Genomic DNA, 18,482 nt, shown 5'->3' with positions numbered 1-18,482 from the left:
GGGAGTGGGGCACCTGCGGCCCGGGTGCCACCAATCACATCAGTCGCGGCCTATGCTGTCGAATAACACTTTCTTTGGATATCCATGTTGAATGCGCATACCCTCCCCGACCTCCGACTGTTGGCGCATTTCCTCGCCGTCGTCGAAGCCGGCTCGGTGACGCGAGCCGCCGAGACGCTGCGCCTCACGCAACCGGCCCTGTCGCGCCAGATGCAGCAGCTCGAGCGAAACCTCGACACACGGCTGTTCGACCGCACCACGACCGGCGTGCGCCTGAGCTCCGCCGGCCTCACGCTGCTGCCGCTCGTGCGAGCTCTCGTCGATCGGGCCGAGGGGGTGCAGCGCGCGGTCGAGCAGGTCGCGACCGATGCGCCGCTGACCTTCCGCGTGGCCTGCCCCGAGGCCACGGTGCGCGGCGTGATCGCACCGTTCGTCGCCGACACCGCAGCCCCGATCACCGGCACCGAGATCGACCTCGCGGTGCGCGTCTACGAGCACGTCGTCAGCCGCAGCGCCGACATGGCGGTGAACACGCTGCCGCCGCCGCTCGGCCTCGAATCCGAGCTCGTCGACTCGGCACCGGTCGACGTCTACGTGACGCCGGGGCATCCGCTCGCCGCACTCGACTCGGTGGACGCGAGCGACCTCGTCGGCGAATCGATCATCGTGCTCGCCCCGGGCTCAGGACTTCGCCGGGTCATCGACCATGCCCTGTGGCCGGTGCGCAATCGGCTCACGATCGTCGCCGAGCCCTCGTCCTCCGACCTCGCGATGGCGCTCGCATCGACCGGGGCGGGCGTCTGCCTCGATGTCGGCAGCGGACCGCAGTTCGGACTCGTCGGGCATCCGTTCACCTCTGAGGGGAGTCGCGTGAAGATGCCGATCTTCGCCGCCTGGGAGGCCGACCACTTCGCCGCGGATCAGCTGCGGGCGCTCGCAAGCGCGCTGACAGCATGGTCGAGCGCGCGAGCGCGCTACTGACCCGACCGCGTTCAGCGCATCATCCGATTCCCTCGCCGTCGTCGCCCTTCGGCGCACGTGCGAACAGCAGCAGGTCGGGCAGCGAGGTCGCGAAGAAGTCCACCTCGTCATCGTCGAGCGATGCCGCGACCGGCGCCACCTCGCTCACCACGGCGCTCGCGCGCACCCCGGCCGCGTCGTCGGCACGACCCAGCTCGTCGAGGAGCACGGCGAGCCGTTCGTGCAGCTCCCGGGTGTCGGTGAGCGGATGGCGCACCTCGCCGAGCGTCGTCGGCAGCTCGATCGCCCGGCGCGCGAACGACGCGGCCTCCTCGAGATCGCCGCCATCGCGCGCGGCATCGCTCAGTGCCAGCGCGAGCTCCTCCCATGCGGCGATCGTCTGCCCCTCGCCGCCCTCCCACGGCGCGAACTGCCGAGTGCGCATGATCTCGAGCGCTTCGAGGGCACGGCCGGTGCGGGCCAGCAGACGGCAGTAGCTCACCGTGAGGTCGTCGCGCCGCAGCACGTCGTCGCGTCGCCCGTCGAGCGGCGTGAGACGCTCCTCGGCCGAGGCGCCCATGCGTGCGAGCAGCTGGTCGCGCTCGTACAGCAGTCGCGCACCCGGGTCCAGCGCGAGCGCGCGGTCGTACCAGTCGAGCGCCTGCTCGACGTCGCCCGTGAGGTTGACCGCCGCGATCGCGGCGGTACGGAAGGCGACGGCGTCCTCCAGCCCTGCGGCGATCGCGTCCGTCCACAGCTCGAGCGCCTCCGCCTCGCGAGCCCGGTCGACGAGGAGCAGGGCGAGCAGTGCGGCGGCTCGTGTGTCGCGCGGGTCGGCGTCGAGCGCGGCACGCAGCACGTCGTGATCGTCGAGACCGGACGGGAAGCACCGCGTGGCATCCGCCGCGCGGGCGGCCTCGCGTGCAACCCGCGCCGCTGCCTCGAGGCCCTGCTCGGCGAGCAGCGCAGCCCGATGGTAGTGGGCGAGCGGCCGCGGGTTGCCGGCCGCCGTGGCAGGAGCTTCGGCGGCCCGCTCGAGCACGACGAGCGCGCCGGCGCGGTCTCCGGCGGCGCGCAGCTCGAGGGCGACGTCGAGCGTCGTGCGCGGGTCGGTCGTACCCGGGCGGCCCGAGAGGGTCAGCGCGACCTGGTCGAGCGGATCGTCGGCGAGCCACGACGCGAGCGCCCGCTCCGCGTCGTCCCGGCGATCGAGCGCGCGCAGCGCGACCACCTGCAGCGAGCGCGCCCGTGAGTCGTCGGGACGCGCGGCCAGCGCGGCATCCGCTCGCTCGAGTGCCTGCCGCCACCGGCCGGCCCGCGCGTCGATGCGGCCGAGCTGCACGGCGGCGGCAGCAGACCAGCGGGCGTCCCAGGCCGCCTTCGCGAGCGCGTCGTAGGCCTCGGCCGTGCGGCCGGTGCGGGCCAGCACGAGCCCCAGCAGGTAGGAGGTCTCGCCGTCGCGCGGGTTGGCGTTGCGCACCGTGATGCGCTCGAGCGCCCGGCGTGCGTGCGTCTCCGCGACGGCGTAGTCGCCGCGCCGGTAGGCGTCGCGGGCGAGCGCCAGGTTGCAGCGCGAGTCGCCCGGGTCGCGGCGCAGCGCCTCGCGCCAGTACGGCAGCGGCGAACGGGACGGGTGCCGGAACTGCTCGAGGTGCACGCCGGTGAAGTACAGCTCGTCGGCGCTCTCGATCTCACCGGGACGGAGCGGCTCGGCGGCCGTCCACGGCAGCTCGCCCGGCGTCTCGGGCCGCGGCCGCCAGCTCACGAGCACCGTTCCGGCCTGCTCGACGTGCACCTCGACCTCGTCGGGCGCCGCTTCGCCGGTGGTGACGCTCGCGGTGAAGGGCGTGCCCGGCGCCAGGTCGACGAGCTCCTCGAACACGAGCCCGCCCTGCACCGTGACGGTGACGCGCGTCTGCGGCCGCACGGCCGTGACGCCGACCGCGAGCTCGGCGACGCCGCCCTCCACGGCGAGGTGCACCACGGCATCCGTCGTCGCCTGCTGCACGGTGCCCGTGCCCTGGATCGGGTACCAGTACTGCGTGAAGCTCTTGGTCTCACCGGGTTCGAGCCACGCGAAGTCGGGCTGGTTGTCGGTGTAGACGCCGGCCATGAGCTCGATGTACGGCCCGTCGTCGTCGGTGAGCTGGCGGTCCCAGGCGCGCCCGAACTCGGCATCGCCCCAGGTCCAGAGCTTCTTGCCCGGTGCGACGTGCCGGTCGGCGACGTGCACGAACCCGGCGCCGACGCGGTGGTCGTAGCCGCCGAAGAAGTCGTCGTCGGTGTCGGTGACCATGTACGAGGTCGGCACGTGGATGTTGCGGAAGAAGTCGAGCCGGTCGCCGCCGGTCGCCGCGCGCGACGGGTAGTCGACGCCGTAGTAGTGCCGGTCGGCTTCGGGGAACGCCGTGATCGCGCGGCGGGCGTGGTCGGCCACGTACGTCACGTCGGTCGGGAAGAACGCCTGGTAGTCGTCGTGCACGCGGGCCGCGACATTGGCCCACCAGTGGAACGTCTGCGGCTCGTCGGTGCGGTTGTGCACGCGCCCCACGAGTTCGATGACCGAGGAGTCGGGGCGCAGGCGCACGCCGTGCATGCCCTTCATGCGGGTGAACGGGTCGTGGTCGGAGCACCACACCGTGACGGTGCCGTCGTCATCGGTCTCGATGGCGGTCTCGACGGGCAGGAACGTGGCCGGGCGGTGGTGCTGCGGCCAGTTGAACTCCACGCCGCCCGAGATCCACGGGCCGGCGAGCCCGACGAGGGCCGGCTTGATGACGTTGTTGCGATAGAAGAAGTCGTAGCCCGCGACCTTGTCGTAGCCGACGTGGATGCGCCCGCCGAGCTCGGGCAGGATCATCAGCCGGACCCAGCGGTTCTCGAGGTGGATCGCGTCCCAGCTGCGCGCCGTGCCCTCGGTGCTGACGCTGTCGATGAACGGGATCGGGTAGACGCGGCCGCTCGAGCCCTGGTAGACCCGTCGGTCGAGGAACATCGGGTAGGTGTCGGGCTCACCCGGCTCGTACGTGCGCATGCTCACGCCTTCGCGCCAGGCGATGGCGGCGCCGTCGGCGAGGCGCTCCTCGAGTGCAGCGGGCGGGTCGGGAAGGATCAGTCGGTCATCGCTCACACGATCCATCCAAGCCGCGCTCCGGCCGTCGCCGAATGCCCGAAGGGCTGGGCCGCATGGACGATTCGACGATCCTGCAGCAGACTGGTGGGGTGCTGATCCCCGAAGGCTTCTCGAACCAGCGCCTCTTCATCGTGCCGCGCCCCGCTGCGCACGAGGCGCTCAAGCGACCGGTGACGCGGCGTCTGCTCGTCACCGACGTCGGCTACTACCCCGAGGCGCGCGATCACGGCATCAAACGACCGCGCGGCACGCCCGAGACCGTCGTCATCCTCTGCACCGCGGGAGCCGGATGGGTGCGCATCGGCGGCGCGGTGCACCGGGTGACCGCACGCAACGCCCTCGTGATCCCGGCGGGCGCACCGCATTCCTACGGCACGGATGCCGCGCACCCATGGACGATCTGGTGGTGCCACCTCACCGGCACGGATGTCGCGGAGCTCGTCGAGTTCATGGAGGTCTCCGTCGACCGGCCGATCGTGCCGGTGCGTTCGATCGAGCGCGCCGTGGCACTGCTCGACGAGATCATGTCGGGGCTCGAACGCGACCAGTCGCCGGCGCGACTCGTTGCCGCCTCCGGCGCGGCGTGGAAGCTGCTCACCCAGATCGGCGTCGACCGCGTGCTGCCGGCGACGGGCGACCCGTTGCAGCGGGCGATGGCGTTCCTCGCCGATCGCCTCGACGGCACCGTGAAGGTGCCCGAGCTGGCCGCACTCGTCGGGGTGTCGCCGTCGCACCTCAGCGCGCTGTTCCGCCGGGCGACGGGCGGCGGCGTGCTCGCCCATCACACGGCACTGCGGATGGCTCGTGCCCGGCAGCTGCTCGACGGCACCGACGCGCTCGTCGGCGAGGTCGCCCGAGAGGTCGGCTACGACGACGCGTTCTACTTCTCCCGGCACTTCCGCCGCCACCACGGCATGAGCCCGAGCGACTACCGGGCGCGCGACGCCTGAACGAGGCGGATCGAGAACCCCGCCGACCACTGCGACCCCGGCTCGATCCAGGCCAGGCCCTCGCCGGTGCGCAGCGCGTTCGCCGGTGCCGACATCGGCTCGATCGCGAGCGCGCGGCGCGGCCCCTGATCGGTGTCGAGCGCCTCCGCGAGGTAGATCCAGGTGAACCGGAAGGCGGGGTCGGCGTGCAGTTCGACGCGGGTGCCGTCGGGCGCCTCGAGCGCGTGGCGGAGCGGGCGGGCCGACCCGGTCATGGCGAATGCCGCATGGCGAGGAGCCTCCGGCACCGGCGCACCCGACCGCAGGTCGGACGCGGTCCCGGCAACGGGTCTGCGGTCGATCGGGACGTACCGGTCGTCGAGCAGCAGTTCGGTGTCGGCGTCGACCTGCACCGACAGCTCGTCGACGGGCACGTCGCCGACGCGCAGGTACGGGTGGGAGCCGGCAGCGAACGGCGCTCGACCGCTCCCCCGGTTGCGGGCCGTGATCGTCACGTCGACGCCGTCGTCGCGGAGCGCGTACCGCACCGTCACCTCGATCGCGAATGGGTATCCCCGCTCTCCTCCGAGTCGCGCACGCAGCTCGACCCCCGAGTCGGTCGCGGCGACGACCTCGAGTTCGCGCGCGAGGAGCAACCCGTGAAGGGCATGGCCGAGCCCGGGCTCCGTCACCTCGAGGCGCTGCGTCGCACCCTCGTGCACCCAGAGCGCCCCGTCGACCCGGTTGGGCCACGGAGCGAGGAGCGTGCCGGCCGCACCCGGAGGCACCGCGGCATCGGCCGTGGGCTCGACGACGGCCACGCCGTCGACCACGAGCGATCGGAGCGCTCCCGCCAGCGTGGAGACGGCTGCCGCGACCCGGCCGTCAGCCGAGACGAGTGCGATCGTGGGGCCGCGCCGCTGCGCATGATCGTGCACGGTCATCTCGCCTCCGCGATCGGGTCGGCTTCGAGCGTAGGCGCCGCCTGCCGGCACGGCATGTCGAATCCTCTGGCCCGGCTGGACGATCTCGCGTTACTGTGTGCGAGCACGGCATCGACGGCCTCCGACACGGAGTCGGCCGGCCAGCCGCAAATCTCGCCTAGCGATTCTCGATAAGCGATAGGCTGAGGTCGTGTCAGAATCATCCGAAATGCCGCTCGAGTTCGATCGCGGGCTGCTCTCCGACCGCATCTACGACCTCGTGCGCTCGATGATCAAGGACTCCACGCTCAAGCCCGGCGAACAGGTCGTCGAATCGCAGCTCGCCCGCAGGCTCAGCGTGAGCCAGGCCCCGGTGCGCGAGGCCCTGAAGCGGCTGACCCACGACGGCCTCGTCACCCACATCCGCCACCACGGCAGCTTCGTGACCGAGTTCTCCAAGCGCGAGGCCGACGACGCCCGCATCGCCCGCATGGCACTCGAGGGCATGGCCGCCCGGCTCAACCACGGCCGCATCGACGCCGACACCCGCGCCCGTCTCATGGCGCTCGTCGATTCGATGCACGAGTCCGCCGACCGCAACGACATCGCCGCCTTCCGCGAGACGGACTTCGAGTTCCACCGGGCCATCATCGAGGCCAGCGGCAACGTCTACCTGCCGCGCATGTGGGACATCGTGGAACCGAGCCTGCGCTCCATGCACGTGCTCTCCGATCCCGGCTACGACGGCGACTGGCACGTCGTGGCCGAGACCCACCGCGGTCTCGTCGACGCCCTCGCGAGCGGCGATCCCGACGCGGCATCCGACCTGTTCGTGGCCCACGCGATGGGTCTCGCGACGAAGCCCGAGCACCCGATCGGGCCGGCGATGAACCGGGCGATCGTCGCCGCCCGCGCCGAGTGAGGCACGGGCGGCGACGGCCGGATCAGTCGATGCTCACGTCGTCGAAGTAGACCGACCCGCTGCGGCCGTCGGCCCACCAGTCGCCCAGCTGGATGCGGTCGAACGCGGGACTCGAGGCATCCGTCGCCACGCTCGTGCCGTCGATCCGCAGCTCGAGGGCGTCGCCGTCGCCGTAGACCCACTCGAACCGGTGCCAGCCCGTCGAGCGGGGCACCGAGGTCGCGACGAAGCTGGTGCCGATGCGCGAGACGTAGTGCGAGGTCGACGTGGTCGTCGCGACGCCGAGCGCCCGGAAGAGCGACCCCGTGTCGCCGGTCGAGGCGTTGGCCGCGACCTGCATCGAGGTGTCGGACGCGTCATCCCAGAACCACACGGTGACCGTGCCCTCCTGGCGCAGCTCGCCGGTGTGCGTCAGGATCTCGCGATCGGCGACGACGGCGTGGCTGCTCGTTCCGCCGTGCACCTGCTCGGTGCTCGGGTGCCCGGCACCGGACCAACCGGTCAGCCCGAGGTCGAGCGGCTCGAGCGGCTCTCGCGTGGACTTGCGCATCCGCTCGAACGGCAACGGCTCGAACCCCGGCACCTTCGCGAAGACCGGCGAGTCGGGTGAGAGCGTGAGGTCGCCGCCGGTCTCGTCGACGAAGCGGAGGTCGTCGGTCGTGACCCAGTTGTCGGCGATCGTGCCGTTCGCCGCCGCCGATCCGGCGATGCTCGGCGCCGCGCTGTCCTTGAAGACGTTGCGCTGCACCGAGTTGTACTTCGGGATGCAGGGCTGGTCGGTGAGGAGGCCGACGAGCCACGGGTAGCGACCGGCCCACAGCTCCTGCTGGTAGGGCATCTTCTCGAGCGACTTCTGCATGCCGCCGTTCGGCGCGCAGTGACCGGCGGCCCAGTTGGTGCCGCGGTCGTCGAGGGAGAGACCGCGCGAGCTGTTGATCACGAGGTTGTTCTCGATGGTGTTGGAGCGGCCGCCGCCGATGAGGAACGCGAGCGGCACGTTCTCGAGCACGTTGCCGACGACCGTGATGCCCGAGGTGAGGTCGTCGAGGTAGATGCCCTCCTGGTCGTGGCCGGGCGCAGTCGCACCGCCGACGTCGTGGATGTAGTTGTACCTGATCACGGTGCCGGTCCAGCTCCAGTCGCGCACGGTGTAGATCGCACCGGAGTCCGCCGTGTCCTGCACGACGTCGTGGACGTCGTTGTACTCGATCATGTGGTCGTTGCCCTCGAACGCGATCGCCTGGTGCGGGGCGTCGAAGATGTGGTTGTCGGCCGCCGTGTTGCCCACACCGCTCAACATGACGCCGGGGTTGTACGTGAGCGCCAGGCGGCTGAAGTCGTGGATGGTGTTCTCGGTGGCCGCGTTGTCGGCCCTCGTGAGCGTGGGGCGGTCACCGCCGCCGACGAAGACGCCGCCATGGCCGGTGCGCGTGATCTCGCTGCGGTGCACGATGTTGTCGACACCGCCCTCGATGCGCGCGCCCCACCCGCCGAGGTTCGCGAGGGTCGAGTCGACGACCCGGTTGTGGTCGCCCGACGCGATGCGGATGCCGTCGCCCCTGCTGTTCTCGAAGCCGATTCCGCTGAACGTGACGTGCGAGGCCCCGTCGATCTGCACGATCGGTTCGGTGAGCAGTGAGAGGTCGACCGTCGTGCCGGCGAGCGGAGCGGGCGGCAGGAAGTAGAGCACGTTCGCCCCACGGTCGAGGTAGTACTCCCCGGGCGCGTCGAGCTCTTCGGGCACGTTGTAGTAGTAGTACCGCTGGTTCGACCGCACCGTGTAGTGCGAGGCGTTCTTCGTGCTCACCTGGTTGGTGGCCGCGTCGATCGAGTCGATCGGGAGGTTGCCGTCGGCCCAGTCCCAGTACCAGTACCCGTACATCCACGCGCCCTCGGTGCTCGCCCAGGTCTCCGGGCGCTCGTCGGCGTAGCGGAAGGTGGCGCCGTCGTCGTAGACGGGGTCGAGCGGTCGGCTCGTGGCGTTGCCGCCGAGCACCTGCCGCGGGTTGCCGCCGGGGTCGCTCACCGTGCCGGTCTTGACGAACGAGCCCGCGTTCGGGAAGCGGGCGACGGTCATCGGCGCACCGTCGAAGAAGATCTCCGCGGGTTCGTCGCCGGGCGGAAGGCCGTACCCGGTCTGCAGGATGCCGCCGAGGTCGCCGACGCCCGCGGCGCCGAGATCGATCTGCATCACCGATGAGCGCACGCTGTCACTGAGACGCGCACCGACGCCGTCGGTGCCCGCCGGAGTGAAGTCGTCGCCGTCGAGCACCCGGCCGCCGTGCAGGCGCACGTCTTCGCCGGGGTAGGCGCGGTAGACGATCGGCGCGCCCTCCTCGCCGGAGTCCTGCTTCGCGAGTTCGAACGAGGTGTCGCGCTCGTAGTCGCCTTCGCGGAGCGTGACGGTGACGCCGCCGTCGGGCAGGCCCTGGCTGGCCTTCATCGAGCGGATCACCGCCCTGGCCTTCTCGAGCGTGCGATAGGGCGAAGCCTCGGAGCCCGCTCCCCCGTTCGAACCTTCGGGCGAGACGAAGATCTCGAGCGCGGAGTCGGCGGCGGCGTAGGCCGCCGGTGGTGCGGAGATCGGTGAGATCACCGACGCGACCAGCGCGGCGGCGATGGCGAGTGGAGCTGTTCTTCGGAGTGCGGGAGATGCAGGGATCATCGCGATCCTTTCGACGTCTTCGGCGAAGCAGTGCTGACCAGAGGTACTGATCGAGAATAGATTAGCGGTTATCGATTATCGCGCAAGGCTGAGTACGTCGTCCGGACGGTGCCCGACCAGAGCGCCTCGCGCTCGAAGCCGGTCAACGGGCCGAGCGCCACCGCCGTGCGCTCGACGACCTCCGCATAGCCGCCCGCCCTCGACGACATCGGCCAGTCGCTGCCGAACATGAGCCGCTCGGGCCCGAACGCCTCGAGTGCGATCCCGACGGCACGAGCGGCGCGAGCATCGCCCTCGGCGACCGCCTCCCCCGGCGCGAACAGGCCCGACACCTTCGCCAGGACGTTCGGCCGCGAGCGGAGTCCGTGCACGGCCGAGTGCCACACGGCATCGGGTTCAGATGCGCCCAACCCGAGGTGGTCGAGCACGAACACGAGGCGTGGATGACGCGCTGCGAGGCCGTCGAGCGCCGCCACCTGATCGGGGCGACACAGCACCTCGACCACCAGCCCCCGCTCCTCGGCACCGCGCAGCAGCCCCGGCAGCCCGTCGAGGTCGGTCCAGTCGGGATCCCGCCGGTGCACCGGAAGGCGCACGCCCTGCGGCAGCTCGCCACGCGCATCGACGGCCGGCTGCACACGGCCGAGCCAGTCGCCGTGCGCCGGGGAGAACTGCACCACCATGGCCGCCTCGAACGAGTCCCCGCGCGCGTCGTCGAGCGCGTCGGCGAGCCAGGCCGCCTCGGCGGCCGACTCCGCCGCCTGCACCACGACCGCGGCGCGCACGGGCACGTCGCCCACCGCGGCGAGGTAGTCGCCGGCGGAGTACCGCCCCCGCAGCGCGGGAACGTTCACGAGCCACGGGAGCTCGAACGCCGCAGCATCCCAGAGGTGGATGTGCGCATCGACGATGGACGCGGGGGTGTCCGCCGCGCCGGTCACGGCCGCTCCAGCTCCGACCAGAGCCCGTCGGGCACCGACGCCTGCGCATCGGCGACGAACGATCGCACCTCGGCGGGGGTGCGAGCTCCGACGACGACCGCGCCGACCGCCGGATGCCGCAACGGGAACTGCACGGCCGCGGCGGACAGCGACAGGCCGCGCGCGAGGCATCGCGACTGCAGCTCACGCGCCCGGTGCAGCACCTCGGGCGCGGCCGGCCGATAGTCGTAGGGCGCGCCGTCGACCGGATCCGCGAGCACCCCGGTGTTGAACACGCCCGCGGCGACCACCGTGACGTCGCGGTCCAGGGCGGTCGGGAACAACTCGTCGGCGGCCGAGCGATCGAGGAGCGTGTAGCGCCCGGCCTCCATCACGACATCGATGTCGGCCTCTGCGGCGAACCGGGCGAGCGGGGCCGACACGTTCATGCCGACCCCGATCGCGCGCACGACGCCCTCGTCCCGGAGCGCCGCCATGGCCGGCAGCGCTCCGGCGAGTGCGGCGTCGACATCGTCGGGGTCGTGCAGGTACAGCACGTCGACCCGGTCGAGTCCGGTGCGCGCGAAGCTCGATTCGAGGCTTCGCAGCACACCGTCGGCACTCAGGTCGGGCACGGTGCGAACACCCAGTGCGCCCGGTGCGACCTCGCGCCCGTCGGCTTCGACGAGGCGCCGGCCGACCTTCGTGGCCACTGAGAACCCATCGCGGGGAACACCCCGAAGAGCTCGGCCCAGTCGCTGCTCGCTCAGGCCCGCGCCGTAGTGCGGCGCCGTGTCGAAGAAGCGGATGCCCGCCTCGAGCGCCGTGCCGACGGTCGCCTCCGCGTCGGCCTCGGTCACGCTCGAGAACAGGTCGCCGATCGGCGCGCAGCCGAGGCCGACCCCGTCGAACGACCCGCCCGACGCGTGCAGTGCGCTCAGCGCTGCGATGCCGCGGCCGAGCGCCATGCCTCGTACTCCGCACGGGTGTCGGGGGTGAGCGGGTAGTAGTCGCTCAAGCGGGCGCCGGTGTCCAGTCGCTCGCGGCTGAACACCTCCCAGTCCTGGTGGTCCTTCGCCGCCGAACGCACCTGCGGCGACAGCGCCTGCGGCACGATCACGGGTCCGTCGTCGTCGGCGACGACGAAGTCGCCGGGAAGGCAGAGTGCGCCGCCGACGGCGACCGGCACGTCGTACGCCCACGGGAAGAGCTCGGACTGCGAGGCGTAGTGCGGTGTCGCACCGGTGCTCCACACGGGGATCCCGAGCGCGCGGATGCGGCCGGCGTCGCGGATGCGTCCGTCGACGACGATGCCGGCGCCCCCCTTGCGCTGGAAGTACCGGGCGAGGATGTCGCCGATGCATCCGGAGAACGCACTGCCGTACGCCTGGATGACGAGCACGTCGCCCGGCTGCACGGTCTCCATGACGGCCCAGAGCGCGGTGTGCCGTTCGACGTACTCCTGCGCCAGGCCCGACGCCAGGTCCTCGCGCTGCGGCATGAACTGCAGCGTCAGCGCCGACCCGACGACCTTCTGGCCCGGCGTCAGCGGGCGCGGGCCGTCGACGAAGGAGCGGCGGATGCCGAGCTGGTGCAGCTTCGAGCAGGCCGTCGCCGAGCCGATCTCCTGCATCGCCTCCATCTCGGCGGCATCCGGGCGCTGCCAGGATCCGCCTCGGATCGGGAGCTCGATCGGCGAGGTCGGGGCGTTCAGTCGGTCGGTCATCTTCGGTTTCCTTCGTTCGGTCAGTGTGCGGTCTGTGCGCGCTGGTGGCGCGGCGGTCGGATCGGATCGGTGAGTTCGAGCACGAGATCGGCGCGATGGGCGGGCGGCAGCTCGACGGTGATCCACGGCGCGTCGATCGCGGTGACGGCCTCGACGGCCTCGCCGGGCACCGAGGTGTACGCCACCGGGTCGCCGGGGAACGCGGTGGCTCCCTCACTGGTCGAACGCACCGAGCGGATGTCCCGCTCGCCGAAGCGCCCCGGTCGGATCTGCACTCGGCGCACGTGGCGCAGCGAGGTGTTGACGAGCTCGAGCGAGATCTCGTCGCCATCGAGCGCGGTGACGAGGGCCGCGACATCCGGCGGCAGGCCGGGTCGCGCTCGATCGACATCGACGTAGCTCACCGCGGCGAACGGAAGGCCGCCGTTGTAGAGCACCTGGGGCACGCCGCCGATCAACTGGCCGAGGACTTCGGTCACGACCGGCTGGACCCGCTGCCAGAAGTGGATGTGCACGGTTGCCGGGTCGGGGTGCTCGGCCTCGACGAGGGCAGCGCGACGCGCGACCTGGCCGAGCGCCATCGACAGCGCACGCTCGGGATACCCGGGATCCTCACCCGCGAGGAAGCTCAGCCACGGCAGGTCGTGCCCGCCCTCCGCCTTGTCGCGGAACGGCTTCACCTCGTGCGGCGATTCGGGCTGCACGGCCATGAGCGAGCGGAGCCGCTCCAGGTCGCCGGCGTCGCGGGAGAACCACCAGAGCCACGTCGGCAGCTCGAGCGGGATCGGGCCGAAGTCGAACCAGCCGTCGAGGCCGTGCCGGTGCGGAACGAGCATCGCAGGCACCGCGGCATCCGGTCCGAGTCGGCTCAGCCAATTGCCGTGCAGGCTCATCGGCGTCTCGGCGACCGTCGCGGTCGTCGCGTTGCGGATCACGGTGTCGAGCGGCACCCGTGCCAGCTCGAGGTAGCCGGCGTCGCCGGTGACGAATGCGGCGTTGATCGCCCCGATGAGCGCCGCCATGCCGACGGAGGGCAGGCCGTGCGGCCAGTTCCACCCGTAGTGGCCGCCCCACCAGCGACCGTCCTGGAGCGAGCCGACCTCGCCGTCGGGCCCCACGTTGTCGGGAACCAGCCCGCCGTTCGCGCGAGCCCGGCCGAGCCAGCCGTCGACGTAGCGGGCGACCCACTCCCCTGCCTGCCGGTCTCCGTCGTAGAGCCATCGATTGGCGACGAGGCTCGTCGCTGCGAGGTTCACGGCCACATCGCCTCGAGCGCGCCGCCGCATCTCGTCACCCATGAGATCGGCATTGGCCGGGTCGCCGAGGTCCTCCCACTCTGCGATGCCGGGCAGCCCCTCGATCGGCAGGCCGTATGGCTGCATGTTGCGCTGGCTCGCGGGGTACGACACCCACTCGGGCCCGAGCCCCTCGAGCGCGCCGAGCGCGCCGGTGTGCGGCGCCAGGATGATGTTGCGCTCCGCGTCGTAGTTGCCGCGGGCCGGATCGAGGTAGAGCGCGGCGAAACGCTCCGCCCGCTCGCGGAACTCCGCGTCGTCGGGGTCGGCGGCGCAGAGCGCGTAGAAGAAGATGAGCGACTCGCCCTGGTGGAACCAGTCGTACCCGTTCTCGAACTCCTCCGTCAGCATGCCGGCCTCGGCGAGCTGCGCGGTCACCCCGCGCCAGTGGTGCTTGGCCGCCTCGAGCACGGCGTCACTGCCGCCGAGCGAGTAGAACGCCGGCCAGTTGAAGAACGGCTCGTAGAAGTCGTCGACGCCGTCTCGGCTCTCGAACGCGCGCGAGAAGCGCAGCCGCCCGTCGGGCTCGCAGTACCGCTCGACGAATCGCGGCCACGCCACGTCGATCTCGTCGAACAGGCGACGTTCGAGCACCGCCCAGGCGGGGATCTCCCGCATGGGCGAGACCGGGATGCGCGGTTCTGCCATGGCTCAGCCCTTCGTCGCGCCGGCGACGAGGCCGCCGATGATGTAGCGCTGCATCACGATGAAGAAGATGATCGCGGGCGTGACCGCCAGCAGCAGTGTCGGGAACACCGTCGTGTAGTCGGTGGCGTACTGCCCGACCGCCGCGTAGACGCCGGTGGTCACCGTGTAGATGCCGGAGCTCGGCCCGAGGATGACCTGCGGGTTCACGAAGTCGTTCCACACGCTGATGGAGTTCAGCACCACGATCGTCGCCACGACCGGCTTCATGATCGGGAAGATGCACGACCAGAACGCGCGGATCTTGCCGGCGCCGTCGAGGGCCGCCGCCTCGTCGATGTCGCGCGGGACGCTGCGGAGGTACGCGGTGAACAGGAAGATCGTGATCGGCAGCGTGAGGGCGGTCTCGAAGAGCACGAAGCCCGGGATGGTGCCGATCAGGCCGAGCATGCGGAGCACGAACACGACGGGGATCAGGGTGACCTGGCCGGGGATGAAGAGGCCCGAGACGAAGACGAGGAGCAACGCCATGTGCCACTTGCGGCGGCCGCGCGCGATGACGTAGGCAGCCGGCGCCGAGAGCAGGATGCAGAAGACGTTGACGAGCAGCACGAACAGCAGCGTGATGCCGTAGGCGCCGATGACGTTGAACTTCTCGCTCGTCACCGCGTTCATCAGGTACTCGAGGGTGAACGAGTCGGGTGAGAAGCCGAGCGGGTTCTGCAGGATGTCGGCCTGCGGCTTGAACGCGCTGATGATCATCACGTACAGGGGCACGAGCATGACCACGGCGACGACCGCGAGCACGAGCCACTTGGCGATGCGGCCGGCGAGCGGCGTTCTGATCTTCGAGCGCCGGCGCTTGCGGAGCGGCCTCGCCCGAATCGCCGCGGTGTTCAGCGTGACCTCGTCGGGACCCTCTTCGAGCGTCGTGGTGATGGACTCCGTCGTGGTCATTCGGCCACCTTCTTCTCTGCGCCGCGGCGCGACAGGGTGACCGCGAGTCCGAGCACCGCGGTGACCACCAGGAGGATCACGGACTGCGCCGCGCCGAACCCGAGCTTGCCGTTGATGAACGACTCGCTGAGGATCTGGAACACGATCGTCTGCGTCGAGGCGGCCGGACCGCCCGCAGTGAGCGAGAGCACCACGTCGTAGACCTTCAGGAATCCGACGAGCGAGAGCACGAGATTGACGGTGACGACAGGTGCGAGCATCGGGAACGTGATGTTGCGGAACTGCGCGGCACGGCCGGCGCCGTCGACGGTCGCGGCCTCGTAGTACTCGGCCGGCACCGACTTCAGGCCGGCGATGTAGAGGATCATGTTGAACCCGAAGTGCGACCAGACGACCGTGAAGATCACGGCGCACTTGGCGAACGTCGGATCGGTGAGGAACGGGATCGGGTCCATGCCGACCTGCGCGACGAGGTTGTTGACCACGCCCTGGGGTGCAAGGAGCGCAGACCAGAGGAAGCCGATCACGAGCGCGCTGATGATGTACGGGTAGAAGAAGACCGTCCGCGCGACGGAGTTGATGGCACCAGAGCCGCTGATGAGCGCGGCGAGGCCGAGGCCGAGTGCGTTGCAGAGCACGGTGCCCACGACGGCGAGCACCGCGGTGAAGATCGCCGCGTCGAGCGCGCGCGGGCTCGAGAACGCGTCGAAGTAGTTCTCGAACCCGACGAAGCCGAAGTCGAGGCCGTACCCGTTCCAGTCGGTCAGGCTCAGGACGAACGCGAGGATCATCGGGACGACGAACATCGCGACGAACACGAGGACGGCGGGTCCGGTCATCAGGAGACCGGGAAGTCGCCGCTTCCAGGTGATCAGCGCGCGTGAGGTGTCGGTCATCTTCGACCCTTCGTTCGGGTGCGGGTGTATGGAAGCCGTCCGGGACGCGATGGTCCGCGTCCCGGACGACGACGCTGCTCGAGCCGTCGGCGACGGCTCCGGATCAGCGGTTGGCGGTGAACCAGTCGTCCATCGCCTTCACGACGGCGTCGGGCGTCGTACCGGTCAGCAGCCCCTGCACCTGGGTGTTGAGCTCCACCTGGTAGCCGGCGGGCACGGTGCGGTCGCCGTAGCCGTCGCCGAGCGGCGTGAACGCGTCGACCTCGGTGTCGGCGACGATCGCCTGCATCTCCGTGGCGAGGTCGCTCATCTCGTACTCGTAGCCCGGGCGGAAGTTTCCGTCGGCTTCGAGCTGGGCGGTGACGGCGTCCTGATCGGTGACCAGGAACTCGACGACCTTCGCGGCGGCGTCCTGCTGCTTCGACGCCTTCATGATGACGTACGGGTTCGCGACGTTCGCGGCCTGTGCGGGGGCGACCCCTTCATCGGCCGGCGCCGGGAACACGCCGATCTCCGGTGCGTCGGTGGCGTTCGCCGCCGCTGCGGCGAACCAGCTGCCCATCGGGTAGATGGCCGACTTGCCGGCGAGGAACTGCTGCTCGCCGTCGGCGTACTTCAGGCCGACCGAGTCGGCGGGGATGTACCCGTCGGCGACCCAGCCCGCGTAGCGATCGACCGTGTCACCGTACGATTCGCCGAACGTGAGGTCGCCCGAGCTCATCTCCGCGAACCAGTCCGGGTTCTCGGAGAGCACGGTCGGGGCGCCTGCGTACTGGAACGCCACCTGGGTCGCCCACTCGCCGCTCGTCTGGATCGGCGTCCAACCGGCCGCCTTGAGCTTCTCGAGCGCTGCGTCGAACTCCTCGGTCGTCGCCGGCGGCGCTTCGATGCCCGCATCGGCGAACGCCTGCTTGTTGTAGAAGTAGACCCCCTGCAGCTGGATTCCGACGCCGGCCATCAGCACCTTGCCGTCGATCGAGTACTGCTCGGCGAGCGGGCCCTCCGTGGCCCAGTCGTAGGCCGAGAGGTCGACGAGCTCGGGAGCGAGTTCCGGGGTGGGCGAGAGCGTCTCGACGATGTCGGGCACGTCGCCCGAGGCGAGCAACTGCGGCAGCGTCGCCTTCACGCCCTCGGCGACCGGCGCCTGGATCTTCACATCGATGTCGGGGTTGGCCTCCTCGAACGGCGCGACCAGCTCGTTCCACCAGTCCTCGGTCAGGTTCGGCGTGATGTTGACGAGCATGCGGACCTCGACGGGGCCGCTGTCGCCGGTTCCGCCGGCGGAGCAGCCGGCGAGCACGAGCGATGCGGCCGCGAAGCCCGCGGTGAGCGCGATGGAACGGCGTGTGATCTTCATTGAACCTCCAAGAGCCGGTGACCCGAAGCGGGCTGCACGATCGTACGATAATCGATAATCGTTTGCAACCTGCCTCGGCCGGCCGGTTCGCTTCAGGCCGTTCGAGCCGCTTCGGCCACCGAGCCGGTCGACCGCCGCACGACCAACTCGGCGCTCAGCACGCGGGGAGCCCCGGCCTCCGCATCGGGATCACGGAGTTGCGCGAGCATGGTCGCTGCCGCCGCTCGCCCGGCTCGCTCCCCCGGCACTCGGATCGTGGTGAGCGGCGGGCTGCAGAAGTCAGCCCCGAACACATCGTCGCACCCGACGACCGAGAGATCGCCGGGTACCGCGACCCCGCGCTCGTGCAGCCTGCCGAGCATGCCGATGGCGATGGCGTCGTTGTACGCGAGGCACGCTGTGGCTCCGGTCAGCAGCACGGCGTCGGCCGCGGCGACCCCCGACGCCCGGGTGGGCGTGAAGTGCCCGACGTCGACGATGTCGACCCCGAGCCGACGACCCGCCTCCAGGGTCGTGTGCCGCCGTCGGGCACCCGACCACGATTCCGCAGGTCCGCCGACGAATGCCACGCGGCGGTGCCCGAGCGACGCGACATGCTCGAGGGCGCGGACCGCCGCCGCCGCCGTGTCGACGACGACGGTCGCGACCCCCTCGGCGCTCCGGTTGATCGTGACGAGCGGGTGCAGGGCCGCGGTGCTGCGCAGCTCGGCGTCGCGCAGGCGGGACGCCGCGATGACGATGCCGTCGGTGGCGCCCCGCAGGGCGGCGATCGCGGCACGCTCGGCATCGGCGGACTCCTCCGTGTCGACGAGGAACAGGCGGTATCCGGCTGCACCGAGCTCGAGCTGGGTGCCGCGGATGACGTCGACGTAGTACCCGTTCGCGATGTCGGCGACGACGAGCGCGATGGCACCGGTGCGCCGTGATCCGAGCGCACTGGCGTGCACGCTGGGGCGGTAGTCGAGCTCCGCGGCGACTCGCTCGACGAGCTCGCGAGTGGACTCGCTCACCCGCCCGGGTCGACTCAGCGCCCTCGAGACGGTCGACGTGGCCACGCCGGCGCGCTCGGCGACGTCGCGGATCGTCACGGTCCTGCGGTTCACCATGCGGGCCTCCTGAGTCGTTCGACGGCGCGATCGCCGACGCGTCCCGGC

At 70.9% G+C, this 18,482-nt stretch carries 14 protein-coding genes; 3 read left to right on the top strand and 11 right to left on the bottom strand.

Annotated features, from left to right (window positions below; genetic code table 11):
• Positions 1–84 precede the first annotated feature (84 nt).
• Positions 85–981 (top strand): LysR family transcriptional regulator, encoded by an 897-nt coding sequence (locus BJY17_RS16055; protein ID WP_179552250.1) that lies wholly within the window; start codon positions 85–87, stop codon positions 979–981.
• Between the two features lie 19 nt (positions 982–1,000).
• Here BJY17_RS16055 and BJY17_RS16050 read toward each other — a convergent pair whose 3' ends face one another.
• Positions 1,001–4,099: a DUF5107 domain-containing protein gene (locus BJY17_RS16050; RefSeq protein ID WP_407647826.1), complete on the bottom strand. Its 3,099-nt coding sequence runs from the start codon at positions 4,097–4,099 to the stop codon at positions 1,001–1,003.
• 47 nt (positions 4,100–4,146) lie between these two features.
• Between BJY17_RS16050 and BJY17_RS16045 the strand changes: the two genes are divergently transcribed.
• A complete protein-coding gene (locus BJY17_RS16045) occupies positions 4,147–5,043 on the top strand; it encodes an AraC family transcriptional regulator (protein ID WP_218889932.1) in 897 nt (298 codons plus the stop codon).
• Here the strand turns inward: BJY17_RS16045 and BJY17_RS16040 are convergent.
• Positions 5,022–5,966, bottom strand: a complete 945-nt coding sequence (locus BJY17_RS16040; RefSeq protein WP_179552248.1) for an aldose epimerase family protein — start codon at positions 5,964–5,966, stop codon at positions 5,022–5,024. The two genes, BJY17_RS16045 and BJY17_RS16040, sit on opposite strands and share 22 nt — an antisense overlap.
• 190 nt (positions 5,967–6,156) lie before the next feature.
• Between BJY17_RS16040 and BJY17_RS16035 the strand changes: the two genes are divergently transcribed.
• Positions 6,157–6,867 (top strand): GntR family transcriptional regulator, encoded by a 711-nt coding sequence (locus BJY17_RS16035; protein ID WP_322789879.1) that lies wholly within the window; start codon positions 6,157–6,159, stop codon positions 6,865–6,867.
• Positions 6,868–6,889: 22 nt separating this feature from the next.
• On the opposite strand, the gene BJY17_RS16030 is transcribed toward BJY17_RS16035, so the two are convergent.
• The 9 genes from BJY17_RS16030 to BJY17_RS15990 all read right to left on the bottom strand — a co-directional run bounded on the left by BJY17_RS16030 (position 6,890) and on the right by BJY17_RS15990 (position 18,434).
• Positions 6,890–9,532, bottom strand: a complete 2,643-nt coding sequence (locus tag BJY17_RS16030; RefSeq protein ID WP_179552247.1) for a right-handed parallel beta-helix repeat-containing protein — start codon at positions 9,530–9,532, stop codon at positions 6,890–6,892.
• Between the two features lie 68 nt (positions 9,533–9,600).
• Positions 9,601–10,473 (bottom strand): amidohydrolase family protein, encoded by an 873-nt coding sequence (locus BJY17_RS16025; RefSeq protein WP_179552246.1) that lies wholly within the window; start codon positions 10,471–10,473, stop codon positions 9,601–9,603.
• Positions 10,470–11,420 (bottom strand): aldo/keto reductase, encoded by a 951-nt coding sequence (locus BJY17_RS16020; RefSeq protein ID WP_179552245.1) that lies wholly within the window; start codon positions 11,418–11,420, stop codon positions 10,470–10,472. The genes BJY17_RS16025 and BJY17_RS16020 overlap by 4 nt, the downstream gene beginning before the upstream one ends.
• A complete protein-coding gene (locus tag BJY17_RS16015) occupies positions 11,390–12,178 on the bottom strand; it encodes an RraA family protein (RefSeq protein WP_179552244.1) in 789 nt (262 codons plus the stop codon). Before BJY17_RS16015 ends, BJY17_RS16020 begins: the two co-directional genes overlap by 31 nt.
• 20 nt (positions 12,179–12,198) lie before the next feature.
• Positions 12,199–14,121: a hypothetical protein gene (locus BJY17_RS16010; protein ID WP_179552243.1), complete on the bottom strand. Its 1,923-nt coding sequence runs from the start codon at positions 14,119–14,121 to the stop codon at positions 12,199–12,201.
• 3 nt (positions 14,122–14,124) lie between these two features.
• The gene (locus BJY17_RS16005) at positions 14,125–15,075 is read right to left on the bottom strand and encodes a carbohydrate ABC transporter permease (protein ID WP_179552242.1); all 951 of its coding nucleotides are present in this window, start codon (positions 15,073–15,075) and stop codon (positions 14,125–14,127) included.
• Positions 15,072–15,971: a carbohydrate ABC transporter permease gene (locus BJY17_RS16000; RefSeq protein ID WP_179552241.1), complete on the bottom strand. Its 900-nt coding sequence runs from the start codon at positions 15,969–15,971 to the stop codon at positions 15,072–15,074. Before BJY17_RS16000 ends, BJY17_RS16005 begins: the two co-directional genes overlap by 4 nt.
• Before the next feature lie 103 nt (positions 15,972–16,074).
• Positions 16,075–17,328 (bottom strand): ABC transporter substrate-binding protein, encoded by a 1,254-nt coding sequence (locus BJY17_RS15995; RefSeq protein WP_179552240.1) that lies wholly within the window; start codon positions 17,326–17,328, stop codon positions 16,075–16,077.
• A 92-nt stretch (positions 17,329–17,420) separates the two neighbouring features.
• Positions 17,421–18,434 carry a LacI family DNA-binding transcriptional regulator gene (locus tag BJY17_RS15990; RefSeq protein ID WP_179552239.1) on the bottom strand — a complete coding sequence of 338 codons (1,014 nt, stop codon included), beginning with the start codon at positions 18,432–18,434 and terminating at the stop codon, positions 17,421–17,423.
• Positions 18,435–18,482 lie beyond the last annotated feature (48 nt).

The sequence above is a fragment of the Agromyces hippuratus genome (genome assembly GCF_013410355.1).
Taxonomy (GTDB): domain Bacteria; phylum Actinomycetota; class Actinomycetes; order Actinomycetales; family Microbacteriaceae; genus Agromyces; species Agromyces hippuratus.
This window is presented reverse-complemented; position numbering and strand designations above follow the sequence as displayed.

Coding starts and splice junctions, on each gene's coding strand:
- BJY17_RS15995 (WP_179552240.1), bottom strand. CDS start 17,328: ATGAAGATCACACGCCGTTCCATCGCGCTCACCGCGGGCTTCGCGGCC.
- BJY17_RS16015 (WP_179552244.1), bottom strand. CDS start 12,178: ATGACCGACCGACTGAACGCCCCGACCTCGCCGATCGAGCTCCCGATC.
- BJY17_RS16010 (WP_179552243.1), bottom strand. CDS start 14,121: ATGGCAGAACCGCGCATCCCGGTCTCGCCCATGCGGGAGATCCCCGCC.
- BJY17_RS16040 (WP_179552248.1), bottom strand. CDS start 5,966: ATGACCGTGCACGATCATGCGCAGCGGCGCGGCCCCACGATCGCACTC.
- BJY17_RS15990 (WP_179552239.1), bottom strand. CDS start 18,434: ATGGTGAACCGCAGGACCGTGACGATCCGCGACGTCGCCGAGCGCGCC.
- BJY17_RS16000 (WP_179552241.1), bottom strand. CDS start 15,971: ATGACCGACACCTCACGCGCGCTGATCACCTGGAAGCGGCGACTTCCC.
- BJY17_RS16050 (WP_407647826.1), bottom strand. CDS start 4,099: ATGGATCGTGTGAGCGATGACCGACTGATCCTTCCCGACCCGCCCGCT.
- BJY17_RS16020 (WP_179552245.1), bottom strand. CDS start 11,420: ATGGCGCTCGGCCGCGGCATCGCAGCGCTGAGCGCACTGCACGCGTCG.
- BJY17_RS16055 (WP_179552250.1), top strand. CDS start 85: ATGTTGAATGCGCATACCCTCCCCGACCTCCGACTGTTGGCGCATTTC.
- BJY17_RS16030 (WP_179552247.1), bottom strand. CDS start 9,532: ATGATCCCTGCATCTCCCGCACTCCGAAGAACAGCTCCACTCGCCATC.
- BJY17_RS16005 (WP_179552242.1), bottom strand. CDS start 15,075: ATGACCACGACGGAGTCCATCACCACGACGCTCGAAGAGGGTCCCGAC.
- BJY17_RS16045 (WP_218889932.1), top strand. CDS start 4,147: ATGGACGATTCGACGATCCTGCAGCAGACTGGTGGGGTGCTGATCCCC.